19 protein-coding genes and 3 pseudogenes are annotated in these 19,867 nt (G+C 63.4%); 15 read left to right on the forward strand and 7 right to left on the reverse strand.

Going from position 1 to position 19,867, the window contains the following annotated elements:
* Both SAMIE_RS20265 and SAMIE_RS20270 read left to right on the forward strand, forming a co-directional pair.
* A complete protein-coding gene (locus SAMIE_RS20265) occupies positions 1-1,203 on the forward strand; it encodes an AAA family ATPase (RefSeq protein ID WP_062787893.1) in 1,203 nt (400 codons plus the stop codon).
* Between the two features lie 259 nt (positions 1,204-1,462).
* Positions 1,463-2,446 (forward strand): ParB/RepB/Spo0J family partition protein, encoded by a 984-nt coding sequence (locus SAMIE_RS20270; RefSeq protein WP_030092784.1) that lies wholly within the window; start codon positions 1,463-1,465, stop codon positions 2,444-2,446.
* 46 nt (positions 2,447-2,492) lie between these two features.
* Here SAMIE_RS20270 and SAMIE_RS20275 read toward each other — a convergent pair whose 3' ends face one another.
* Positions 2,493-3,296: a hypothetical protein gene (locus SAMIE_RS20275; RefSeq protein ID WP_126516946.1), complete on the reverse strand. Its 804-nt coding sequence runs from the start codon at positions 3,294-3,296 to the stop codon at positions 2,493-2,495.
* A 198-nt stretch (positions 3,297-3,494) separates the two neighbouring features.
* Between SAMIE_RS20275 and SAMIE_RS20280 the strand changes: the two genes are divergently transcribed.
* Genes SAMIE_RS20280 through SAMIE_RS20290 form a run of 3 tightly spaced genes read left to right on the forward strand, consistent with a single transcriptional unit; the run spans position 3,495 to position 7,260 of the window.
* Positions 3,495-5,168, forward strand: a complete 1,674-nt coding sequence (locus tag SAMIE_RS20280) for a Mu transposase C-terminal domain-containing protein (protein ID WP_030540650.1) — start codon at positions 3,495-3,497, stop codon at positions 5,166-5,168.
* A complete protein-coding gene (locus SAMIE_RS20285; RefSeq protein WP_030540651.1) occupies positions 5,165-6,001 on the forward strand; it encodes a TniB family NTP-binding protein in 837 nt (278 codons plus the stop codon). Before SAMIE_RS20280 ends, SAMIE_RS20285 begins: the two co-directional genes overlap by 4 nt.
* Positions 5,998-7,260: a TniQ family protein gene (locus SAMIE_RS20290; RefSeq protein WP_048575061.1), complete on the forward strand. Its 1,263-nt coding sequence runs from the start codon at positions 5,998-6,000 to the stop codon at positions 7,258-7,260. The genes SAMIE_RS20285 and SAMIE_RS20290 overlap by 4 nt, the downstream gene beginning before the upstream one ends.
* Positions 7,261-7,514: 254 nt before the next feature.
* On the opposite strand, the gene SAMIE_RS20295 is transcribed toward SAMIE_RS20290, so the two are convergent.
* On the reverse strand, positions 7,515-8,645 hold the full coding sequence (locus tag SAMIE_RS20295) for a MarR family transcriptional regulator (protein WP_126516947.1): 1,131 nt from the start codon (positions 8,643-8,645) through the stop codon (positions 7,515-7,517).
* A 247-nt stretch (positions 8,646-8,892) separates the two neighbouring features.
* Between SAMIE_RS20295 and SAMIE_RS20300 the strand changes: the two genes are divergently transcribed.
* The 4 genes and pseudogenes from SAMIE_RS20300 to SAMIE_RS20315 all read left to right on the forward strand — a co-directional run bounded on the left by SAMIE_RS20300 (position 8,893) and on the right by SAMIE_RS20315 (position 12,947).
* Positions 8,893-10,134 (forward strand): site-specific integrase, encoded by a 1,242-nt coding sequence (locus tag SAMIE_RS20300; RefSeq protein WP_030541452.1) that lies wholly within the window; start codon positions 8,893-8,895, stop codon positions 10,132-10,134.
* Between the two features lie 67 nt (positions 10,135-10,201).
* Positions 10,202-10,642 (forward strand): annotated as a pseudogene (locus SAMIE_RS20305) (integrase); the annotation flags it as partial.
* A gap of 215 nt (positions 10,643-10,857) precedes the next feature.
* A complete protein-coding gene (locus tag SAMIE_RS20310) occupies positions 10,858-12,672 on the forward strand; it encodes a sigma-54-dependent Fis family transcriptional regulator (protein WP_232037459.1) in 1,815 nt (604 codons plus the stop codon).
* A gap of 83 nt (positions 12,673-12,755) precedes the next feature.
* Complete coding sequence (locus SAMIE_RS20315) at positions 12,756-12,947, forward strand: 2-hydroxymuconate tautomerase (RefSeq protein WP_066704279.1); 192 nt, start codon at positions 12,756-12,758, stop codon at positions 12,945-12,947.
* Positions 12,948-12,963: 16 nt separating this feature from the next.
* Here SAMIE_RS20315 and SAMIE_RS20320 read toward each other — a convergent pair.
* Positions 12,964-13,047 (reverse strand): annotated as a pseudogene (locus SAMIE_RS20320) (IS5 family transposase); the annotation flags it as partial.
* Between SAMIE_RS20320 and SAMIE_RS23850 the strand changes: the two are divergent.
* Together SAMIE_RS23850 and SAMIE_RS24170 are read left to right on the forward strand one after the other, a co-directional pair.
* Positions 13,038-13,249: pseudogene (locus SAMIE_RS23850) on the forward strand (IS3 family transposase); the annotation flags it as partial. The pseudogenes SAMIE_RS20320 and SAMIE_RS23850 sit on opposite strands and share 10 nt — an antisense overlap.
* A 192-nt stretch (positions 13,250-13,441) precedes the next feature.
* Positions 13,442-13,690 carry a transposase gene (locus SAMIE_RS24170; protein ID WP_408641274.1) on the forward strand — a complete coding sequence of 83 codons (249 nt, stop codon included), beginning with the start codon at positions 13,442-13,444 and terminating at the stop codon, positions 13,688-13,690.
* Here the strand turns inward: SAMIE_RS24170 and tnpC (SAMIE_RS20330) are convergent.
* The 3 genes from tnpC (SAMIE_RS20330) to SAMIE_RS20340 all read right to left on the reverse strand — a co-directional run bounded on the left by tnpC (SAMIE_RS20330) (position 13,641) and on the right by SAMIE_RS20340 (position 16,210).
* On the reverse strand, positions 13,641-15,134 hold the full coding sequence (tnpC, locus tag SAMIE_RS20330; RefSeq protein ID WP_066522435.1) for an IS66 family transposase: 1,494 nt from the start codon (positions 15,132-15,134) through the stop codon (positions 13,641-13,643). The two genes, SAMIE_RS24170 and tnpC (SAMIE_RS20330), sit on opposite strands and share 50 nt — an antisense overlap.
* 294 nt (positions 15,135-15,428) lie before the next feature.
* Positions 15,429-15,800, reverse strand: a complete 372-nt coding sequence (gene tnpB / locus SAMIE_RS20335; protein WP_062346440.1) for an IS66 family insertion sequence element accessory protein TnpB — start codon at positions 15,798-15,800, stop codon at positions 15,429-15,431.
* Positions 15,797-16,210, reverse strand: a complete 414-nt coding sequence (locus tag SAMIE_RS20340; RefSeq protein WP_062346444.1) for a transposase — start codon at positions 16,208-16,210, stop codon at positions 15,797-15,799. The genes tnpB (SAMIE_RS20335) and SAMIE_RS20340 overlap by 4 nt, the downstream gene beginning before the upstream one ends.
* A gap of 94 nt (positions 16,211-16,304) precedes the next feature.
* Here SAMIE_RS20340 and SAMIE_RS23505 point away from each other — a divergent pair, with 94 nt between their 5' ends.
* The 4 genes from SAMIE_RS23505 to SAMIE_RS20355 all read left to right on the forward strand — a co-directional run bounded on the left by SAMIE_RS23505 (position 16,305) and on the right by SAMIE_RS20355 (position 19,053).
* A complete protein-coding gene (locus SAMIE_RS23505) occupies positions 16,305-16,544 on the forward strand; it encodes a hypothetical protein (RefSeq protein WP_162849110.1) in 240 nt (79 codons plus the stop codon).
* Positions 16,541-16,912: an IS66 family insertion sequence element accessory protein TnpB gene (tnpB, locus tag SAMIE_RS23510; protein ID WP_062346440.1), complete on the forward strand. Its 372-nt coding sequence runs from the start codon at positions 16,541-16,543 to the stop codon at positions 16,910-16,912. Before SAMIE_RS23505 ends, tnpB (SAMIE_RS23510) begins: the two co-directional genes overlap by 4 nt.
* A gap of 294 nt (positions 16,913-17,206) precedes the next feature.
* Entirely contained in the window at positions 17,207-18,700 is a 1,494-nt protein-coding gene (gene tnpC, locus SAMIE_RS20350; RefSeq protein ID WP_066522435.1) for an IS66 family transposase, read from the forward strand.
* Between the two features lie 38 nt (positions 18,701-18,738).
* Positions 18,739-19,053, forward strand: a complete 315-nt coding sequence (locus tag SAMIE_RS20355) for a helix-turn-helix domain-containing protein (protein ID WP_096362254.1) — start codon at positions 18,739-18,741, stop codon at positions 19,051-19,053.
* 59 nt (positions 19,054-19,112) lie between these two features.
* Here SAMIE_RS20355 and SAMIE_RS20360 read toward each other — a convergent pair whose 3' ends face one another.
* Positions 19,113-19,748, reverse strand: a complete 636-nt coding sequence (locus tag SAMIE_RS20360; RefSeq protein WP_126516950.1) for a TonB-dependent receptor domain-containing protein — start codon at positions 19,746-19,748, stop codon at positions 19,113-19,115.
* Positions 19,749-19,867: the final 119 nt, after the last annotated feature.

Here is a 19,867-nt window from a genome sequence, read left to right on the forward strand (position 1 = left end):
ATGGCCACTGATCCCACAAATGTCCCCGCCGATGACCTTCTGGAAGGTGGCCTGGATGTGCTTCACCGTAAAGCGCTCACGATCCTCAAGCGGATCCGCGACAGCGCGGTCGATCCAGAGACAGGGCAGAAGCGAGCCCCCACCTTCCCTATCTCCAAGGCTGCATCACTTGTCGGACGCACCGCGTCGGCGATCCGAGAAGCTGAACGCGACGGGCGTTTGCCGGAGCGTGGGCGGACGGCTTCCGGTCATCGCGTCCAATATACGCTCGAAGAACTCGATCATATGCGTGAGGTGTTCGGAACGCGTCCGTGGCGCAGCCCGGAAGATCCACCCGCCATTCTCTCGGTCTGCAATTTCAAGGGCGGTGTCGGCAAGTCCACGATCGCGCTGCACCTGGCTCAGCACTTCGCGATCAACGGCTATCGTGTGCTGTTTATCGACTGCGACAGCCAAGCTTCATCGACAATGATGTTCGGCTACCGACCAGACGTCGATCTGGAGGAGGACGACACGCTCTATGGGCATTTCCATAACCCGGAATTGCTGGGTGTGCGAAAGATCATTCGGAAGACCCACTTCCATGGGCTCGATCTGATCCCTGCGAATTTGCGGCTCTACAATCTCGAATACGAGATCGCCGGCTACCTCGCGCGCAATCAGAACCTGAACATCATCGACCTGATCGCCGAGGCCATCGACTCGGTGGTAGAAGATTACGATGTGGTGATCATGGATCCGCCTCCAGCACTCGGCATGGTCTCCATGGCGGTCCTTCAAGCAGCCAATGCGATGGTGATCCCCGTGCCGCCAAGCCTGGTCGACTTCGCATCGACGGTGTCGTTTATCGACATGGCGAAGACCACGATGAAGCAGCTCGAGCAGCTCGCGGGGAGGGGGCGCCCGGCTTACAATTTCATCCGTCTCGTCGGCAGCCGGGTCGACGACAGCAAGTCGATGCATCGTGAGATACTTTCGATGATGCGGAGCGTTTTCGGAGGCTCAATGTCTTCTTCGGTGATGGTCACCAGTGCGGAGATCGACAATGCCAGCTCGCGGATGAAGACGGTCTTTGAACTGGAAAAGCCCGTCACTTCGCACGAGGTTTACAACCGGTGCATGAGGCATCTGAATGAGGTTTGCCGAGACATCGAAGAAGACGTTTTGCGGACCTGGCCGAGCCGGGCAGGGGGGCAGCTTTGAGCAGCAGTTGCCACGTGGCAACAGCGGGCAATTGTTCGCCGTCTATGGGGCTGAAATCTGCTAAGAATGATGCGTTGTTGCCACGTGGCAACCGAGCAAGGAAAGCGTTTATAAACAGTATCATGAGCCAAATTCCAGGATCAGTTTTCCCTCAGAAAAGGGGAGCCGAAGGCGAGGCGAATTTCGGTTTGTTGCCACGTGGCAACAGACCAACAAATCGGGTCTCCAAGATGCCGGAAATTCGAGTAGGAGCGAGCCGATGACAAAAGGAAATAAGGGCTTCGGCTCGATGTTCACCGAAGGCCTGGATAATGAGGCCGAGCTTGACAATGCGAGCCCCTCGGAAGGGATCATGGCGAGCCGAAGCCAGACCCTGGCGCGGATAGCGAGCGGCAAGACGGTTACCGATCGAACGGAGTGGGTGGACCCGGCTCGTTGCCGTCCCTGGCGGATGCACAATCGCGACCTGGACCATTTGTCCGAAGAGAGCTGTCGCGATCTGATCGACTCCTTTCTCGCGGCGAAGCGGCAGCGCATCCCGGCGATCGTGCGTCGTCTGAAGGACGATCCTGACTACGATTATGAGATCATCGCTGGCGTTCGCCGGTGGTGGACCGTCCAGTGGCTCCGCGAACATCATCATCCAGAATTTGATTATCTCGTCACGATCCAGACCGTCACGGATGAAGAGGCATTCCGGGTTTCGGACGTTGAAAATCGGTCGCGAAAGGACATTTCAGACTGGGAGCGTGCAAAGGAATATGCGCGAGCGCTGTCGGAGTTTTACGAGAACTCCCAGTCCCAGATGGCGGAGCATCTCAACCTCTCGCGGTCATGGCTGAGCCGCCTGCTGGATGTTGCGAGGCTTCCTGAGGAGATCGTGGCGGCATTTTCGGACACCCACGACATTACCGTTCGAGTGGCGCGCGATATCAAACCGCTGACCAGCGAACCGAAAACTCTGAAGCGAATGCGAGACGAGGCCGAGCGCATCGAGGCCGAGCGTAGGAATGGTGGTTCCAGTCTGACCGGACCCGAGGTGGCGAAGCGACTTGTTCGTGCGACCGTTGAGGCAAAGAAGAAGGAGACTGGCGAGCGAGAGATCACGGGCAAAGGCGGAAAGACGATTCTGCGCTATGCCAGTGCCAGAGGTGGGGGGATCACGATCAAGATCGTGCCCCGGACCGGCGCCACGAAGGCCGAGCTCATGAAAGCGATCGAAGAACTGTTGCCGGCGAGCTGAGCAAAACAAGCGAGACGGCGTTTCAGTACGGAGGGCGTCCCGGTCGCTATTCGGCCCGCAGCCGGCGCTGCGCGGCAGGCGTGGTGGGCAGCGCCGCGAGGAGCTTTCGGGCACCCTGAGGTGTCACAGACAGCAGCTTCGAAACGGAGGATGCCTGGAGCCCTGGATAGGCGATCAATAGGCGCCCGAGAAGCGGCAGGCGACTTCGCTGAGTTGCACCTAAATTGGTGAGCTTGGCGACGTCATGCTCAATTGCGGAAAGCTCGCGGAGCCCCGCCGCGCTGATCTGCCCGATCTCCTTAGCGAGGAACCCGGTCAGCGCGGCAGGGGAAGGGGGCATGAACTTGGGGAGCGGCACCAGTGAGGGGATGATGCGGCTCGTGAAGCCAGCGCGGTAGAGCATGCGAGGAAGAGCGGTCGCGACGAGCCAGTTGCGATCGCGGCAGCGGGGAGGAAGCTCCAACGAGCGTCCGTCGATCGCAACAACCTCCGAGGCGCCGACCGGAAGACGCTCGGTCATTTCGGCAAGAGCGAACACGCGCTCGGCGATGGACCGGAGATCGGCGACGGGGAAGGGTGCATCCGCCGCAGACTTCACCTGACGCCAGAGCGGGCCGAAGTGTGCGAGATCGTCTCCACCATAGCGCTCAGCCTCTGCACGGTCGTCGAGGATGGTTCGGAGAGCATTGAGGGATGCGCGGCCAACCGGGTCTCTGACATCCTCGTCCCGACTTAGTGCGAGGTGGAAAATGGACGCCACCGATATCGGATCGTTGAGACCTTCGGAGGCGCGGGGAGGGGCGCTTCGCCCCGCGATCCAATCCTGCAGGTCGCCGACAGCGATCGGCACGCCGGCGAGACCTGCTAACGCCGCGGCGCCGTGATGTCAGCCGACAAAATAGGCTACATTTCAATAATATCATGTAATATCAATATATTACATCGGATGCTCTGCGAGTAATTCTGTCTAGGGCAATATACACGTCGCGGTGTTCGACAAAATAAGCTACATTTCGCGGACAGCAAAAATCATTGGGGAGCCCGTTCCGTGATTGAGCGCAAGCCGTCTCCAGCGCCCCGGCGGAGCCTCAAATCGCTTGAGGCGGGATTGGCTCTCTACCCCCATTTCCGGCGACATATATCGCTTTCCGGCCCGGTGACAGCGGCTCAGGTTCAGGCGATTTCCGAGGCAACCGGCCTTAAAGAGCGGCAGATACGGACACTGGCCGCGCGCTTCCGGGTGCATCCGGTCGCGGAAACGCTGGCTCCAAAACCGCGTGGACCCGCTGTTGGATCGCACAGGATCGATCCCGAGGTGAGGGCCGCCATCGAGACGTTGATCGACGAAATTGCGCTCAAGATGGTGCCGCCATCGCGTGCGGAAGCGGCGCGGCAGATTTGGGGCCTGTTGCACGCGGACAACGGAGATCATCGCTTTCCCGCCGATCTGATCCCAAGCGAGAAGACGATCGAGCGGCTTCTGGCTGAGATTCCGAGCCGTGTTTGGGCGAAAGCGACGATGGGATCGAAGACGCGGAGCGCCCATGAACCGCACCCCGGCGAATATGCAAGCGAGGGATTTCTCGACCTGGTTCAGATGGATCACACCAAGGGCGATGTCATCCTGGTCGATAGTCTGCGGCGCGAACAGCTCGGAAGACCGTGGATCACCTTCCTCATCGAAATCTGGACCCGGTCCATTCTTGGTTACTATGTCAGCTTCGGCGACCCCTCGATATTCCGGTGCGGACGGGCGGTTGCGAGCGCTGTGTTGCCCAAAGAGCCGGCCCTCGCCCACCTGGGCGTCGATGTCAGCTATCCGATGCACGGTTTGTTCCGGCGCTTGCATGCCGATCAGGCCAAACCGCATCGCTCCGAAGCCTTCCGGCGCGCCTGCGTCCGCAATGGGATTGGCCCCGATGTGCGGAGGCCCGGGCCGGCCCATCTTGGCGGGCATATCGAGCGGCTGATCGGCACGATGATTGGAAAACTGCGGCTTTTGCCCGGTGCGACCGGATCGAACGTGGCGGCGCGCGACGGCTATGATGCCGAGGCGGACGCGGCGATGACGCTTGTGGAATTCGAGCGCTGGCTGCTGTGCCAGATCGCGATCTATCATCACGCGCCGCATAGCGCGCTGGGCGGCCTGTGTCCGGCCCAGATGTGGGAGCGCGAGGCGGCGAAGCACAGCCCGCTGCTGCCCGTGTCGGTCGATGCGGGCGAACTGTTCCGCCAGTTTCTGCCGTCGAAGTCGCTCACGGTCCATGCCAAGGGTATCCAGATCAGATATCGCCATTACTGGCACCCGATGCTTGCCGCCAGGATCGGCCAAAGGGTCGAGATCAGCTGGGATGAGCGGACGATCCAGCATATCTACGCCGACCTCGACGGCCGCTATGTCGAATTGCCGGTTGTCGGCGACTATCCCGACGTCTGGGAGGCGGATTGGGAGGCCGCCAGGGCAGGAGTGCGGGCGCTAGGCCGGGCCTACCAGGCCGATGGCGGTCGCGCGGCGACGGCGCGGGCGGTGGCCGCCGCCAATCAGGAAATCCACCGCGCCCGCGTTCGCACGAAGGCGGCGCGGCGCCAGGCAAAGCGCCGCGAAGGCGAGGGGACGACGCTCGCGGACCTCCGGTATGGCGAAGCGCCGGAAAAGCCGCCCATTGACTGGAAACCGGTCGCCGAGCTCAGCGAAGACGACTGGTTGCAGGAGCGGACATGAGCGCCGCTGCGACCGCGCCATCGCTGGCGCCCTCCTTCTGGATCGATTTCGAAGAAGCGCGGAACGCGGTCGAGACGATCGTCGATGTCGCGCATGACGATCCCGAGGAACGCCCGACCTGCATCGTGCTCACCGGACAGTCCGGCATGGGCAAAACCTCGATCCTGCGCGAAGCGCAGCGCCGCCTTGCCGAAGCCTTTCCCGAGCCCGCCGATTGGGGCGAGGCGCGCTATCAGCCCGTGCTGCGCACGGTCATTCCCTCGAGTCCGACCTCGCTCAAGATCAACCTCGCCCTGCTCTGGAAACAGGGCTGGCCGATCCGCACGAACACGCACAAAACCGCCGATTTGAAGGTCGTCGACCTGCTGGCCGAACAGGGCACGCGGCTGGTCGCGATCGACAATGTCCATGTGATCCTGACCGCGAGCGGCGTTGCGCGGCGCGATACGCTCGATGCGTTCCGCTTCCTGATGAGCGCGGGCAATGTGCCGCTGGTCGTGGCGGGCCTCGATGTCGCCCGGCAGATCTTCGCCGACGATGTCGAGCTGGCGTACCGCTCAATCATCCTCAAATTGCCGTTATGGGAGCCGGGCGAGCCCGCGCAGCGCCTGATCCGCGCGCTGGCCCGCGGCATGGGGATGGAGGAGCCCGACCATCTCGCCGAACCCGCGTTCGCCGAGCGCATCTGGCGGACCAGCGGCGGGGTCACCGGGAACTTCAAGCGCATCCTGCACTGGTCGGGAAAGGTCGCGCGGCGGCATGACCGCCGGTTCGTGACCCAGGACGATATCACCGAGGCGCTGCAATTGTTTACGCCTTATAGCCCGGAATGAGCGGGCGGGAGATCGAGCCGCTGGCGTTTCGGGTGAGGCCGCTGCCCGAGGAATGTTTCGAATCCTGGCTGCGCCGCCTGGCCGCGCGTCATGAGACCACGCCCAAAGCGCTGTTTCGCCATCTCGGCATCGACGCGGCGCTCGCCGATCGCGACCTGGCCGTGTCGCCCGTACCGGCCACGTCGCGCGTACCGGCCACGTCGCGCGCATCGGCTTGGTTGGCCGCGCCGGCGCCGGCGGTCGCTGGCGTGCCGGACCGCCGCCAGGTGATGGTAGAACGGCTCGCGTGGGCGACGATGGTGCCCGCGAAGGCGATTTCTAGGACGTTCGTCGGCTGTGGGCGCGGCGATCTGTTGCCGCTGACGCTGCGGTCAATCGGCTGCGCCCAGTGCTGGCTTGACTGGCTGGTGTCCGGCGCGCCGTGGCGGATCGAGCGGAGCTGGATCTTGCGCGTGACGACCTTCTGCGACCGTCATGCGCTGTTGCTGACCGATCTTGCGGGGATCAGGGCCCTGGGGCGGACGCAGGCCGCCGAGCGGGCGCTCGCGGCCCGGGTCGCGCGCACGCGCGCGCAAATGGCGCGGTTTGCCTTCGTCAAAACCCGAGTGCTGTGGAACGGGATGATTGCGCGGGAGCAAATCCGCGGCGCCCGCCCCGGTGACCGGGTAGGTTGGGAGCGGTACCGGGCGGCGCTGGTCGGCAACCGCTTCCACTACGCTCCGGTGCGTCATCTGCTGCTGGCGGCGCTCCACAGCAGTGACGGGCTGAAAGCCGGGCGATGGGAGCAAATCTTCCGCTTCGATGCGCAGCCGGCACGCCTGCCGCGAAAGGCGGCTTCCGGCGTCGGACCCCAATTATCGGATCTGGCGGAGGCGATCGCCAGGGTCGGCCTGCGGCAGCTCGACCGCGAGCGTCGCCGGCTCACCATGGTCTGCGAGCAGCTCGAGCAGGCCAAGCGCAATTATCCCCGTGCCCATTTGATGCAGGGGCTGAAGGCTCGCCGCGCGGCGCTGGCGCGCGCGGTACGAGACGCCGCCGCGACGGAGAGCGCGGCGATGTCAGCGCAGCGCCGTGGTTTCCAGGAGGCGCTGTTTTACCTGCAAGCATCGGGGATGGTGGGCGCGGCGATGTCCGCCGGCTGCGCCGAGCCGGCTTGCAGCGCGAATGGCGATCTGTGGCGGGCGCGGCTCGCCGCCTGCTTCGCCGCTCCCAGGTTTCGCATCCTGCTCGATCTGCCGGGTCATGGGCGCGGATGGTAAAGCCGGACGGCGACGGTCGCCCATTGGGCATTTCGCGCGAATTTGCCCTCAGGAGGCCCGTAGGGCGTGGTGGCGGCCTCTGGGCGCCCCCTCCTATCCGAGACCGCCTTTTTGCGCTCCCAGGGGCTTTTGCGCGAACTTTCCTTTGATCGTTCAAAGACAGGTCATGGCCTGAAACGGCGGCGCGAGTCCCGTATCGGGCGCGTCGATTTGAAGTTTCTGCCGGGGTTTCCTATCTTGCCGTGTTGCCGGGGTCATTCGCGCGCCGTCTCCATACGGGCGAGCACGCGCTCGACATCGGCCATGGCCGCGTCGAACGCGGCGAACGTCGCGCCGGAGCTGGTTTCAACGGATCTGCTTTCACCCTCGGCCGCCAGCGTGGCACGGCGCGCGCGGGGCAGGGCGCGGATGATCGTGTGATGTTCGTACGCCGCCCGCTCGGCGAGGCCCGCTTTGACGAGGGCGGCGACGAGATCGCGCACGCCGTTTTTCGAAACGCCAAGGGCCTTCTCGATCTGGAGCGGGCGCAGCGGTCCGAAGCCCGCGAGCAGCCGGTAGAGCAGCGGCGCGCGCGAGGTCGAACGCAGGACGGTCATCGCCTCATGCACTTCGCGCACGCTCGCATGGGCTGCATCGAGCTGGTCGCTCAGCCGCTGCGCAGCTTCGCCGGCGGCCTCGGCCGTGATAATGGCGCGCTCGCGGGACCAGAGCTCGGGTCTGAGCGCCTCGGCGCGCACGGCTCCGGGCAGGGGCAGCGGCCTGGTCGCTGGCGCGCTCCGCGCGATCAGGGCGCCGGCGAGGAGATCGAGCGCCCACAGCGGCGTGGCCGTCCGCGTCTGCTCGAAGGAGACCGGCCCGGCGGGCAGGGGGAGCAGCTGGTAGCTGCGCTCGGTGGGCGCGAAATGCGGCGAGGCGGCCGCGGCCCGATGCAGGCGATCGAGCGCGGCGAGGGGCCAGTCGTCCGCGCGATCGTCGGCGGGCGGCTCGGCGAGCCGCGCCGCTTCCGCTACGGCGAACGCGGGGGCATCGCCGCGCTCGCCTTGCGGGGCGCCCTCGCCGCGATGGAAATGCGCTGCGGCGCGGATTTGGATGGCCGTGTCGGCGAGCGGCGCCCAGGCCGACAGCGAGAGCTCGGCGAGCAGCGTGTCGGCGACCAGCGAGGGCGGGGCTGCGACATGGGCGGTGGCGTCGGGCACGGGCTGGAGGCCGGAAAACCATGCGGAAAACCAGCTGTTCGCGCCGGAAAAGCCGCTACCCGTGAGCGCTTCGACGAGGAGCAGGCGGGCGAGCGCGGCGCAGAATTGATGCGCAACTTGCGCGGGCACATGCGCTAAACGGCCTTGCAGCTGGCCCCAGGTGAGCGCCGCGCGCACCCTTGCCGTCATCAGGTCTTCGATCGGCGCATCTTCGTCCGATCGGAGCGGATGGAATCGGGTCGATGGATCGCAAAAATCGGGCATGTCGCAAGGGTAACCTAAACTGCCTTAACTGCACCATCCCTAGCACGCCCTTTTTTGCACTATCGATAATAGAGTGTTATCGATAGTGACTTCGGCGAAATCGGGGTTATAGTCCCCCGGTATGCGCGCCAAATCCGTCCTGTCGATCGCTGCACAGACAGAGCGTCTGCCCATGCCCAAGCGCTCGGTTTCCGCGGAGATCGTGACGATCCTGGCACCCGGCGAGGCGCCGCTGCCCCAGCGGCGGTCGGGCGCCGCGCAAGATCGCGCGGTCCAGCTCGTCGAGTTGCTTCAGGAGCTGACAGGCGAAGGCGCCAGCCTGGTCGAACTCAACTTCCAGAAGAGCATCGAGGCGCGGGCGCCCGCCAGCATCAAGGCGCTCGCGGTCGATCTCGATTGCTACGCGCGCTTCTCGGCCGAGCGCGGCGGGATCGGCCTGCCCGCCGACGAAGCGCGGCTTGTCGCCTATATTGACTATTGCGAGGCGCGGCGGCTCAAGCCGGCGACCGTGTCCCGGCGCCTGTCCTCGCTGGCGGTGGCCCATCACCTTCTCGACGTTCCATGCCCCGTCGGTGCCGTCGTGGTCCGCGATGCGCTGCGTGGGCTGCGGCGTCGGGCCGGAGTCCGGCAGCGCCAGGCCGGCCCGTTGCGGCTCGGCGAAGGGATCGGGCGGGAAGCCGTCAGGGGGTTCACGCTGTCGGTGCTGCTCGAGGCGTGTGGGCGCGACGTCGCTGGCCTGCGCGACGCGGCGATCCTGTCGCTCGGCTATGATGCGGGTTTGCGCGTATCGGAGCTGGTGGCCGTCGCCGTCGAATTGATGGAAGCGCAAGAGGATGGATCGGGGCTGCTCGAGGTGCCCCACTCGAAAACCGACCAGGAAGGGCAAGGGGCCTGGGTGTGGCTGTCGCCCGACACGATGCGGCGTGTCGCTCTTTGGCGCGAGGCCGCATCAATCCGCGCGGGCGCCTTGTTCCGCCGCGTAGCGGTGATCCGGACCAAACCCCGCGAAGCGCGCCGGGCGCTCGCGATCGAGGATCTGGCCTATCATGCCCGGGTCGATCGGGAACGCATGGCGGCGCGGCCTGCGCGCGCGGCCACGGTGACCTACGGAATTGGCGAGCGCGCGCTGACGCCGGCGGCGATGCGGCTGATCATCAAGCGCACGGCGCTCGCCGCAGCCGACCAGGGCCTGGTCGATCTCATGGGCGCCGATCTCGACCATGCGATCGATGCGCTGAGCACGCATTCGTTGCGCGTCGGCCTGACCCAGGATCTGTTCGCCAATGGCGAGGATGCGGGACCGATCGCGCAGGCATTGCGATGGACCTCGACCGCCACTGCACTCCGCTACGGCCGCAAGCTCGCTCCGTCGTCCAACGCGGCGGCGCGTATGTTGAAGGGTGTCAGGAAATAACGCCGGTGCAGAGAATTTTGTCGGTCAGGTGAATTGGCGTGGGGTGTCGGATGCAGTGTTCTTTGTCCGTTCACAGCAGGTGCGGCGCTACAAGGCGCGCGCCGCTGTGCGCGGTCGGCTGATCGACAGCATCTCGGGCCGCGAGACCTGGGATTTGCGCAAGACGCTCTCCAAGCCCGCGGTGAAGGCGCGCGTCGAATATGACATCGGCACCATGGCGCTGCACCCGGGATCGATCGGGCCAATCTTCCGGTCGATCATCCAGCGCGCGTTCGATCTGGGCGCATTGCCCGATCTGACCGGGGAGGATCTCGCCCGGCTGCTCAAGGGAGTCAGCGCGCACTCGACACGGATCGGGCTCAATCAGGACCTGTTCGCGAGCGGCGAGGATTTGGCGGGGATCATGGACGCGTTACGCTGGCAGTCGCCGCGTATGCCGCTCGCGTACAACCGCAATCTCGCCGCCGAGCACGGCGCTGCGGGGCGTCTGCTGGCCAAGCTTGCATAGGTGCGATTGAGACCAAGGCGACGCCCATCCTGGGAATGCAGCAAATTATGGCTCGTACGAACGCCTCGCAGTGGGCGGGCAATGCAGTGAATTATGGCTGTTCACAGTCGTTCGCGGCGACGGGCGATAGGCACGATTGGACCAAATAGCTAATAGACCTTGACTCGACCTCTTGAAGATTTTACCATATGAAGAAAATGAGGATGGAGAGCTGCGTGGCAAACATTGACTCGATACCGCCTCTCGCGAATGAGATTTCATATGATCAACCCTGTCGGGAAGGCATTATGAAGGGCGCAATCGAATTACCCGATATCAAAGATCTTACCGACCAGCTGCGGTTTTCGCCTGGCACGGGCCACATCTGGCTGGGTAATGATCGAATGGTGTTGATGCATACGCGGTCGATGCGCGCGCTCCGCGAGGAGCTAGTTACCACGATCGGGATGGCGGCGACAAGGGCGCTATTGACGAGAGTCGGATACGCATCAGGCGTGCAAGACGCAGAACTCGCTGTGAGGATCAGAGGGCAGCGCTCGTTTGACGAGTTCTTTCTTGTCGGACCGCAGTTACATGGTCTTGAGGGAGTCGGCAGGGTTGAACCGGTATCGGTTCAGTCTGACCCGAAGACAGGGCATTTCTATGGAGAATTCATTTGGCACGACAGCTGGGAGGATGAGGTTCACATCGACTCATTTGGTGTTACAAGTGAGGCAGCGTGCTGGACCCAAATTGGGTATGCTTCCGGATATACATCTGCATTTGTAGGCCGCCCTATCGCCTTCAGAGAAGTGGAATGTCGTGCAACAGGCCACACTTTCTGTCGCATCATTGGAAAGCCCGTCCCGGAGTGGGGACGGGAGGCCGCTGACGATTTGCCATACTTACAACCGCACCAATTCGTGAATCCTAGAAGTTTTTCGGCAACGAGCCAAGTTGCCCAGGGTGAAACCGTGACCGTGGAAGGGCGGCCGACTGCGATCGCGTCGGCACGCGGGCTGGTCGGAGCGTCAGCAGGGTTTAATCTGGTCTGCCATATGCTTGAAAAGGTCGCCCCGACGAATGCATCCGTACTCCTCCTAGGTGAAAGTGGAGTAGGCAAAGAGGTTTTTGCGCGAACTTTGCAACGGATATCATCTCGGCCAGCAGGCCCGTTTATAGCTGTGAATTGCGCGGCTGTTCCGGAGCAACTTATCGAAGCAGAGCTCTTCGGCGTGACAAAGGGAGCGTATACGGGCGCTACTGAAGACCGGCCAGGGCGCTTCGAGCGAGCTGATGGCGGTACAATCTTTCTCGACGAGATTGGCACACTTTCGTTGCCCGCACAGGGAAAACTTCTTCGTGTGCTGCAGGAGCGCGAGGTTGAGCGGCTTGGCGACTCCAAAACGCGTAAGATCGATGTTCGAGTCGTGGCGGCAACCAATGAAGACCTGCGTAAACGTGTGGAAGCACGGGAGTTCCGGCAAGATCTGTTCTATCGGTTAAATGTTTTTCCAATCATCATCCCACCCTTAAGGGAAAGACGAGCGGACATCTCGCTCTTGATGGAGCATTTTCTTGAGCTGTTTACGACACGACATGGAAAGCCGCATAGTGGTTTTACGCAAAGAGCTATTGGGGCTTTGTTTTCATATTCCTGGCCCGGGAACGTCCGCGAGCTTGAGAACATGATTGAACGTGGGGTAATCTTAGCTCCTCATGGAGAAGCTATCGATATCTCTCATTTATTTACGGCCGGTGAGCCCTTGGATGCCGAGCTGCTATCGATGGCAGCGGACGGTAGTTTGGAAAGAAGCCGGAGAGGTAAGGGGATTAGTGGGTTCTATGAGCGACCCGACTTAAGTGGTCTGTTAGATAATCTTATTGATACAGGCGTAAGTCTTAATACGGTTGAAGACCTATTGCTCGAGAAGGCAATCTCTAAAGCGGACGGGAATGTTTCTGAAGGAGCGCGAATTCTCGGTCTCACTCGACCTCAGTATGCATACCGACTTAAGCGTCGTTCGGGTGGAAGCGAAGACGGCGGATAGCGCGTTCCCCAACCTCAAGTTGTGGGGCTAAGCAAAACCTTCTCGCTAAACAGAATATTCTAAATCGATTTGGAGTATAAAATATGCCTTTTGCGCAAATCTTTATTCTTGAGGGCCGCACCGAGGACCAAAAACGGGCCATTATCGAGAAAGTTACGCAAGCACTCGTCGAAGCCGTTGGAGCGCCAAAGGAGAATGTGCGGGTGTGGATCCAGGAGCTACCTAAGGAGAACTGGGGAATCGCGGGGGTCACAGCAAAGTCGCTTGGTCGTTAGGGTCAGTACTCACTGATCAAAGCCAGAAGATGGCGGTGGCGGCCAGGGCAATGGCGGAGAAGAAGACGGTCGGACAGCGATCATAGCGGGTGGCTGACCGACAACGGCTGCTGCTACACTGCACGCGGCACCTGAGCCTTCTCCCGCGACAACGGCCTCGTGCCGCGCACGACCCCAGTCAGCTCGCCCTCCACAATCAAGTGGCATGGCTGAAGCCTTCGGTCACACCCCTCAAACGCGACTATGTCGGCGTAAATCCAACGCCGGATGCGAAGACTGTCATCGGGCAGATCTCTGACTGGCTCACCTTGCGCGGCGTATTCATCCGGTGAGGCACGCCTTGCGGTGATGGCTGGGACCGCTCTTAACAGCGTATCCGTCATCCCAGACCCACGTGGCGTAGATGGCCATGAGCTTTGAGTGTCCCGCGTGCATATCGCGTAATTTGATTCGGCGGGGTGACTGTGGAGCAAGAGATCGACGGCAGTGGCGGCGTGGAGAACGGGCGCCGACGGCGCTGGACGCTGGAAGAGAAGCGCGCGGTGGTGGAGCTGTCGCTCGATCCGGCGTGCAGCATGGCGGAGGTGGCCGCGTGTTTCGATGTCCTTCCGGCCCAGATATATGCCTGGCGCCGCGAGTTGCGCGTATCCGTCATCCCAGACCCACGTGGCGGAAACGTGCCGGTCAAGCGTCTTAAGAGGGGGCGTTGCGCCCGGCGATCTTGGGGAAGTGCCAGGGCATGAGGGAATCGAGGTCCTTGTTGCTATGACCGTTGGCAAGCTTGGTGAGGGTGGCGGTGAGCCAGGCGAGCGGATCGACGTCCGAGAGTTTGCACGTTTCGAGAAGGCTGGCGAGCACCGCCCAATTGTCTGCCCCGGCATCGCTGCCGGCGAACAACGAGTTGCGGCGCGACAGGGCAATCGGGCGGATGCTTCTTTCGACCGTGTTGGTATCGAGCTCGACGCGGCCGTCGAGCAGGCAATAGGTGAGCTGCTGCCAGTGGTTGAGCATATAGTTGATCGCTTCGGCCATCTTGCCCTTGGCGCTGAACCGGCCGAGGTTCTTCGAGAGATAGTCGCGCAGGTTATCGAACAGCGGCTTCAGTATCAGCTGCCGCCCTTCGAACCGCGCCTCGGGCGAGGTGTCCCTGAGCGTCGCCTCGATCTTGTAGATCGCCGAGAAGCGACGGAGCACCTCGTCGGCAACGGGCTCCTTTTCGCGGAAATCGTAGAACTTGCGCCGCGCGTGAAGCAGGCAGAATGCGAGGGTGACGCCATTGCGGCGCTTGATCTCATTGTAGCCGGCATAGCCGTCCACCTGGAGCACCCCGGCGAAGTCGCCGAGATGGTCGATCGGATGCATGCCGCCGCGGCCGGCGGCGTACATGTAGACGACGGCGGGCGGCGCGAGTCCGCCCCATGGCCGATCGTCGCGGGCATAGGCCCACAGCTGGCCGCTCTTGGTCTTGCCGGTCCCGGGCGCCAGCACGGGCATGCGCGTCTCGTCGGCGAACAGCTTCACCGAACTTCGCAGCTCGGCGAGCAGATGCTGCCTGAGCGGAGTCAGCCACCATCCGACGCGCCCGACCCAGTCGGCGAGCGTTGCCCGGTCGAGATCGATCCCCTGGCGGGCGTAGATCTGGGCTTGCCGGTAAAGCGGAAGGTGATCGGCGTAGCGCGCGACGATGACCTGGGCGACGAGCGCGTCGGTGGGCAGGCCCTGATCGACGATGAAGCTTGGCGCCGGCGCCTGGGTGACGCCGCCCTCGTCGCAGCCGCGGCAGCCATAGCGCGGACGGCGGGTGACCAGCACGCGGAAGATGGTGGGCACGACGTCGAGGCGCTCGGTGACGTCCTCGCCGATGACATGAAGATCGTTGCCGCAGCAGGCACACTGCTTGTCTTCGATGTCGACGACCTGCTCGATACGCTCGAGATGGGCGGGCAGCGCTCCACGGTTGTTGCGGCGGCGGCGCTTTGTCTCGCCGGTCGCGTCAGCCTGGTCGATCAGCGCTTCGAGCCCGGCCTCGGCGCGCGACAAGGCAGCTTCGAGCTCTTCGAGCACGAGCTGGTACTGGTCGGGATCGAGCCGCTCGGCGCTCTGGCCGAAACGGTGGCGCTTGAACTGGTCGAGAATGTCGTTGAGGCGCTTGACCTCATCGCGGGCGGCCGCGAGCGCGTCCTCCATCTCGGCGGCCTTCGCCTCGGCGATGACGGCGGCGTGTTCGGCCGCTTTCGCGGTGGCGAGCGCGATGATCTCGCGCGCCTCAGCTTGGGCCGCAGCGCGGGCGAGCGCCTCGTTCTCGGCGTTGATGCGAACGATCTGCTGGTCGCGTTCGGCCGCCTCGGCGGTCAGCTTCGCGATGGTCGCGAGCAGCGCAACTGGGTCTTTGCAGGAGGCCGTCAGCGGGTCCATGGCAGGCATCGAATCACATGCGTAACGACGCGTCCAGCGCAGTTGACTCGGCCTGTCGCGACTATCTCACGCATCAGCGAAACCCTCGATTTTAGGCGGATTTACGCGCCTTGGCGCGCGGTGCCGACGCCAGTCCATGCCCGAGGTGAGTGCTGCCATCTGCGCCGCCGTGATCGAAAAACTGCCATCGACCGCCGGCGGCCAGGCGAATCCTTCGGCGGCCTCGGCGCGCTTGGTCATCAGCCAGATGCCGGTGCCGTCGAACCACAGAATCTTCAGCCTGTCCTTCCTCTTGGAACGAAAAATATAGGCGACTCCGCGCCACGGATCCTGGCTCAACTCGTGCTGGACCTTGGCCACCAGCGTGTCGATGCCGCAGCGGAAATCGATCGGCTTGGTGTAGATCAGCACCTTGGCGTCGCTGCCCGGCCCGATCATCGCGCCCTCAGCAGCGCTGCGATTACCGAGGCGACCAGCGTCGAACTTGCGCCGTGGGCGACCATCACTGGCACGCCGCGCACTTCCATTGCGACCTGCACCACCGCGTCCGGCAGCAGCCGCGCGTTCGCGGCCTCCGGTTCGAGCAGCACCGCCGGCACCGATGTCGGCTCGATGACCGCCGGCAGGAACATCGCCCTGTCCTCGCGCGCCGCGTCCTCCGCCATCTCGCGCAACTCGCGGCGCCAGGCATATATCTGGGCCGGAAGGACATCGAAACACGCGGCCACCTCCGCCATGCTGCACGCCGGATCGAGCGACAGCTCCACCACCGCGCGCTTCTCTTCCAGCGTCCAGCGCCGTCGGCGCCCGTTCTCCACGCCGCCACTGCCGTCGATCTCTTGCTCCACAGTCACCCCGCCGAATCAAATTACGCGATATGCACGCGGGACACTCAAAGCTCATGGCCATCTACGCCACGTGGGTCTGGGATGACGGATACAGTTGCGCGAGATGGCGGAGGACGCGGCGCGCGAGGACAGGGCGATGTTCCTGCCGGCGGTCATCGAGCCGACATCGGTGCCGGCGGTGCTGCTCGAACCGGAGGCCGCGAACGCGCGGCTGCTGCCGGACGCGGTGGTGCAGGTCGCAATGGAAGTGCGCGGCGTGCCAGTGATGGTCGCCCACGGCGCAAGTTCGACGCTGGTCGCCTCGGTAATCGCAGCGCTGCTGAGGGCGCGATGATCGGGCCGGGCAGCGACGCCAAGGTGCTGATCTACACCAAGCCGATCGATTTCCGCTGCGGCATCGACACGCTGGTGGCCAAGGTCCAGCACGAGTTGAGCCAGGATCCGTGGCGCGGAGTCGCCTATATTTTTCGTTCCAAGAGGAAGGACAGGCTGAAGATTCTGTGGTTCGACGGCACCGGCATCTGGCTGATGACCAAGCGCGCCGAGGCCGCCGAAGGATTCGCCTGGCCGCCGGCGGTCGATGGCAGTTTTTCGATCACGGCGGCGCAGATGGCAGCACTCACCTCGGGCATGGACTGGCGTCGGCACCGCGCGCCAAGGCGCGTAAATCCGCCTAAAATCGAGGGTTTCGCTGATGCGTGAGATAGTCGCGACAGGCCGAGTCAACTGCGCTGGACGCGTCGTTACGCATGTGATTCGATGCCTGCCATGGACCCGCTGACGGCCTCCTGCAAAGACCCAGTTGCGCTGCTCGCGACCATCGCGAAGCTGACCGCCGAGGCGGCCGAACGCGACCAGCAGATCGTTCGCATCAACGCCGAGAACGAGGCGCTCGCCCGCGCTGCGGCCCAAGCTGAGGCGCGCGAGATCATCGCGCTCGCCACCGCGAAAGCGGCCGAACACGCCGCCGTCATCGCCGAGGCGAAGGCCGCCGAGATGGAGGACGCGCTCGCGGCCGCCCGCGATGAGGTCAAGCGCCTCAACGACATTCTCGACCAGTTCAAGCGCCACCGTTTCGGCCAGAGCGCCGAGCGGCTCGATCCCGACCAGTACCAGCTCGTGCTCGAAGAGCTCGAAGCTGCCTTGTCGCGCGCCGAGGCCGGGCTCGAAGCGCTGATCGACCAGGCTGACGCGACCGGCGAGACAAAGCGCCGCCGCCGCAACAACCGTGGAGCGCTGCCCGCCCATCTCGAGCGTATCGAGCAGGTCGTCGACATCGAAGACAAGCAGTGTGCCTGCTGCGGCAACGATCTTCATGTCATCGGCGAGGACGTCACCGAGCGCCTCGACGTCGTGCCCACCATCTTCCGCGTGCTGGTCACCCGCCGTCCGCGCTATGGCTGCCGCGGCTGCGACGAGGGCGGCGTCACCCAGGCGCCGGCGCCAAGCTTCATCGTCGATCAGGGCCTGCCCACCGACGCGCTCGTCGCCCAGGTCATCGTCGCGCGCTACGCCGATCACCTTCCGCTTTACCGGCAAGCCCAGATCTACGCCCGCCAGGGGATCGATCTCGACCGGGCAACGCTCGCCGACTGGGTCGGGCGCGTCGGATGGTGGCTGACTCCGCTCAGGCAGCATCTGCTCGCCGAGCTGCGAAGTTCGGTGAAGCTGTTCGCCGACGAGACGCGCATGCCCGTGCTGGCGCCCGGGACCGGCAAGACCAAGAGCGGCCAGCTGTGGGCCTATGCCCGCGACGATCGGCCATGGGGCGGACTCGCGCCGCCCGCCGTCGTCTACATGTACGCCGCCGGCCGCGGCGGCATGCATCCGATCGACCATCTCGGCGACTTCGCCGGGGTGCTCCAGGTGGACGGCTATGCCGGCTACAATGAGATCAAGCGCCGCAATGGCGTCACCCTCGCATTCTGCCTGCTTCACGCGCGGCGCAAGTTCTACGATTTCCGCGAAAAGGAGCCCGTTGCCGACGAGGTGCTCCGTCGCTTCTCGGCGATCTACAAGATCGAGGCGACGCTCAGGGACACCTCGCCCGAGGCGCGGTTCGAAGGGCGGCAGCTGATACTGAAGCCGCTGTTCGATAACCTGCGCGACTATCTCTCGAAGAACCTCGGCCGGTTCAGCGCCAAGGGCAAGATGGCCGAAGCGATCAACTATATGCTCAACCACTGGCAGCAGCTCACCTATTGCCTGCTCGACGGCCGCGTCGAGCTCGATACCAACACGGTCGAAAGAAGCATCCGCCCGATTGCCCTGTCGCGCCGCAACTCGTTGTTCGCCGGCAGCGATGCCGGGGCAGACAATTGGGCGGTGCTCGCCAGCCTTCTCGAAACGTGCAAACTCTCGGACGTCGATCCGCTCGCCTGGCTCACCGCCACCCTCACCAAGCTTGCCAACGGTCATAGCAACAAGGACCTCGATTCCCTCATGCCCTGGCACTTCCCCAAGATCGCCGGGCGCAACGCCCCCTCTTAAGACGCTTGACCGGCACGTTTCCGCCACGTGGGTCTGGGATGACGGATACGCCGACCTTAAGCGAGGTAGCAGACAAGCTTCACATCGCGCAGCGAACCCTCATAAGGCGCCTGGGACGGCTCGGCACGACCTATCAGGAGATTACCGATCGTTTTCTGTTTTGTCGCGCCCGCGAAATGCTCGAGAACGATCAGCTGGCGATCAAGGAGATTGCTGCGGCGATCGGCTTCGACGATCCGGCAAACTTCGGCAAAGCCTTCAAGCGCTGGTGCGGGATGTCGCCGGGCAGCTACCGCAAGCAACGGCAGGATATGGGCGGCACTGGCCCAGCACTCTCCGCCGAGACGCATTAGCTGCCCACCACGTGGTGACAGCTCCACAAGCCCGCGGGCTTGTGGAGCCGGAGTACGTCTCAGAATCGATAGGTGAATTGCAAGGTCAGCTGTCTTCCGAGCGAGGTTGCGACGGTCTGGTCCAGAGCGACCTGTTTGGGGGCCGGATTGCAGGGCAACATCCCGCCGGGATCGGGGGCGCAAGCAAAGGGGCGCGCTTGAGCCTCGTACGCGACAATCTCGTCGGTCAGATTTTTCCCGATCAGAGCCACTTCAAACCGACTGTCGCTGGTGTAAAGCCGGAGTGAAGCATCCAGCAACCAGTAGCTGTCTTGCCTCAAACTGTTCTTGAACGGTGCCAATGAATAGCCATCGCTATAACGCAGATCGCTATCCAGGGCGATCATCACATTCCCGCTTAACGGTCGCTTGTAGGTCCCGCCGACGAAGCCCGTCCATTCGGCATTTCGTTCGCCTTTTTCCCCATCCATATCCTCGCCGTCGAGGTTGACGAACTTGCCGGTGTATTTCGTGTTCGTATAGGCGACCGCGCCGCGCAGCGTCAGACCTTCGACCGGAGTCTTCCAAAGCATATCAGCTTCGACCCCGCGGGTGGTCAATTCCCCCGCATTGAACGTCCGTATCTGAATGACCGAAGCGTCGAACTGCTGGACCTGAAGGTTTTTATATACGTAATTGAAGGCCGTGGCGTTCAAGCGGAGCGTTCTCTGTTGATTGCCGCTGAGAAGTGACCCGGGGAAGCCAGTAATTTTCACTGAGAAGTGACCCATGTTTGAACACGTCCCTGGCTTTGAGCGGGGGACCATGGAGTGTT

Source organism: Sphingobium amiense, from assembly GCF_003967075.1.
GTDB lineage: Bacteria > Pseudomonadota > Alphaproteobacteria > Sphingomonadales > Sphingomonadaceae > Sphingobium > Sphingobium amiense.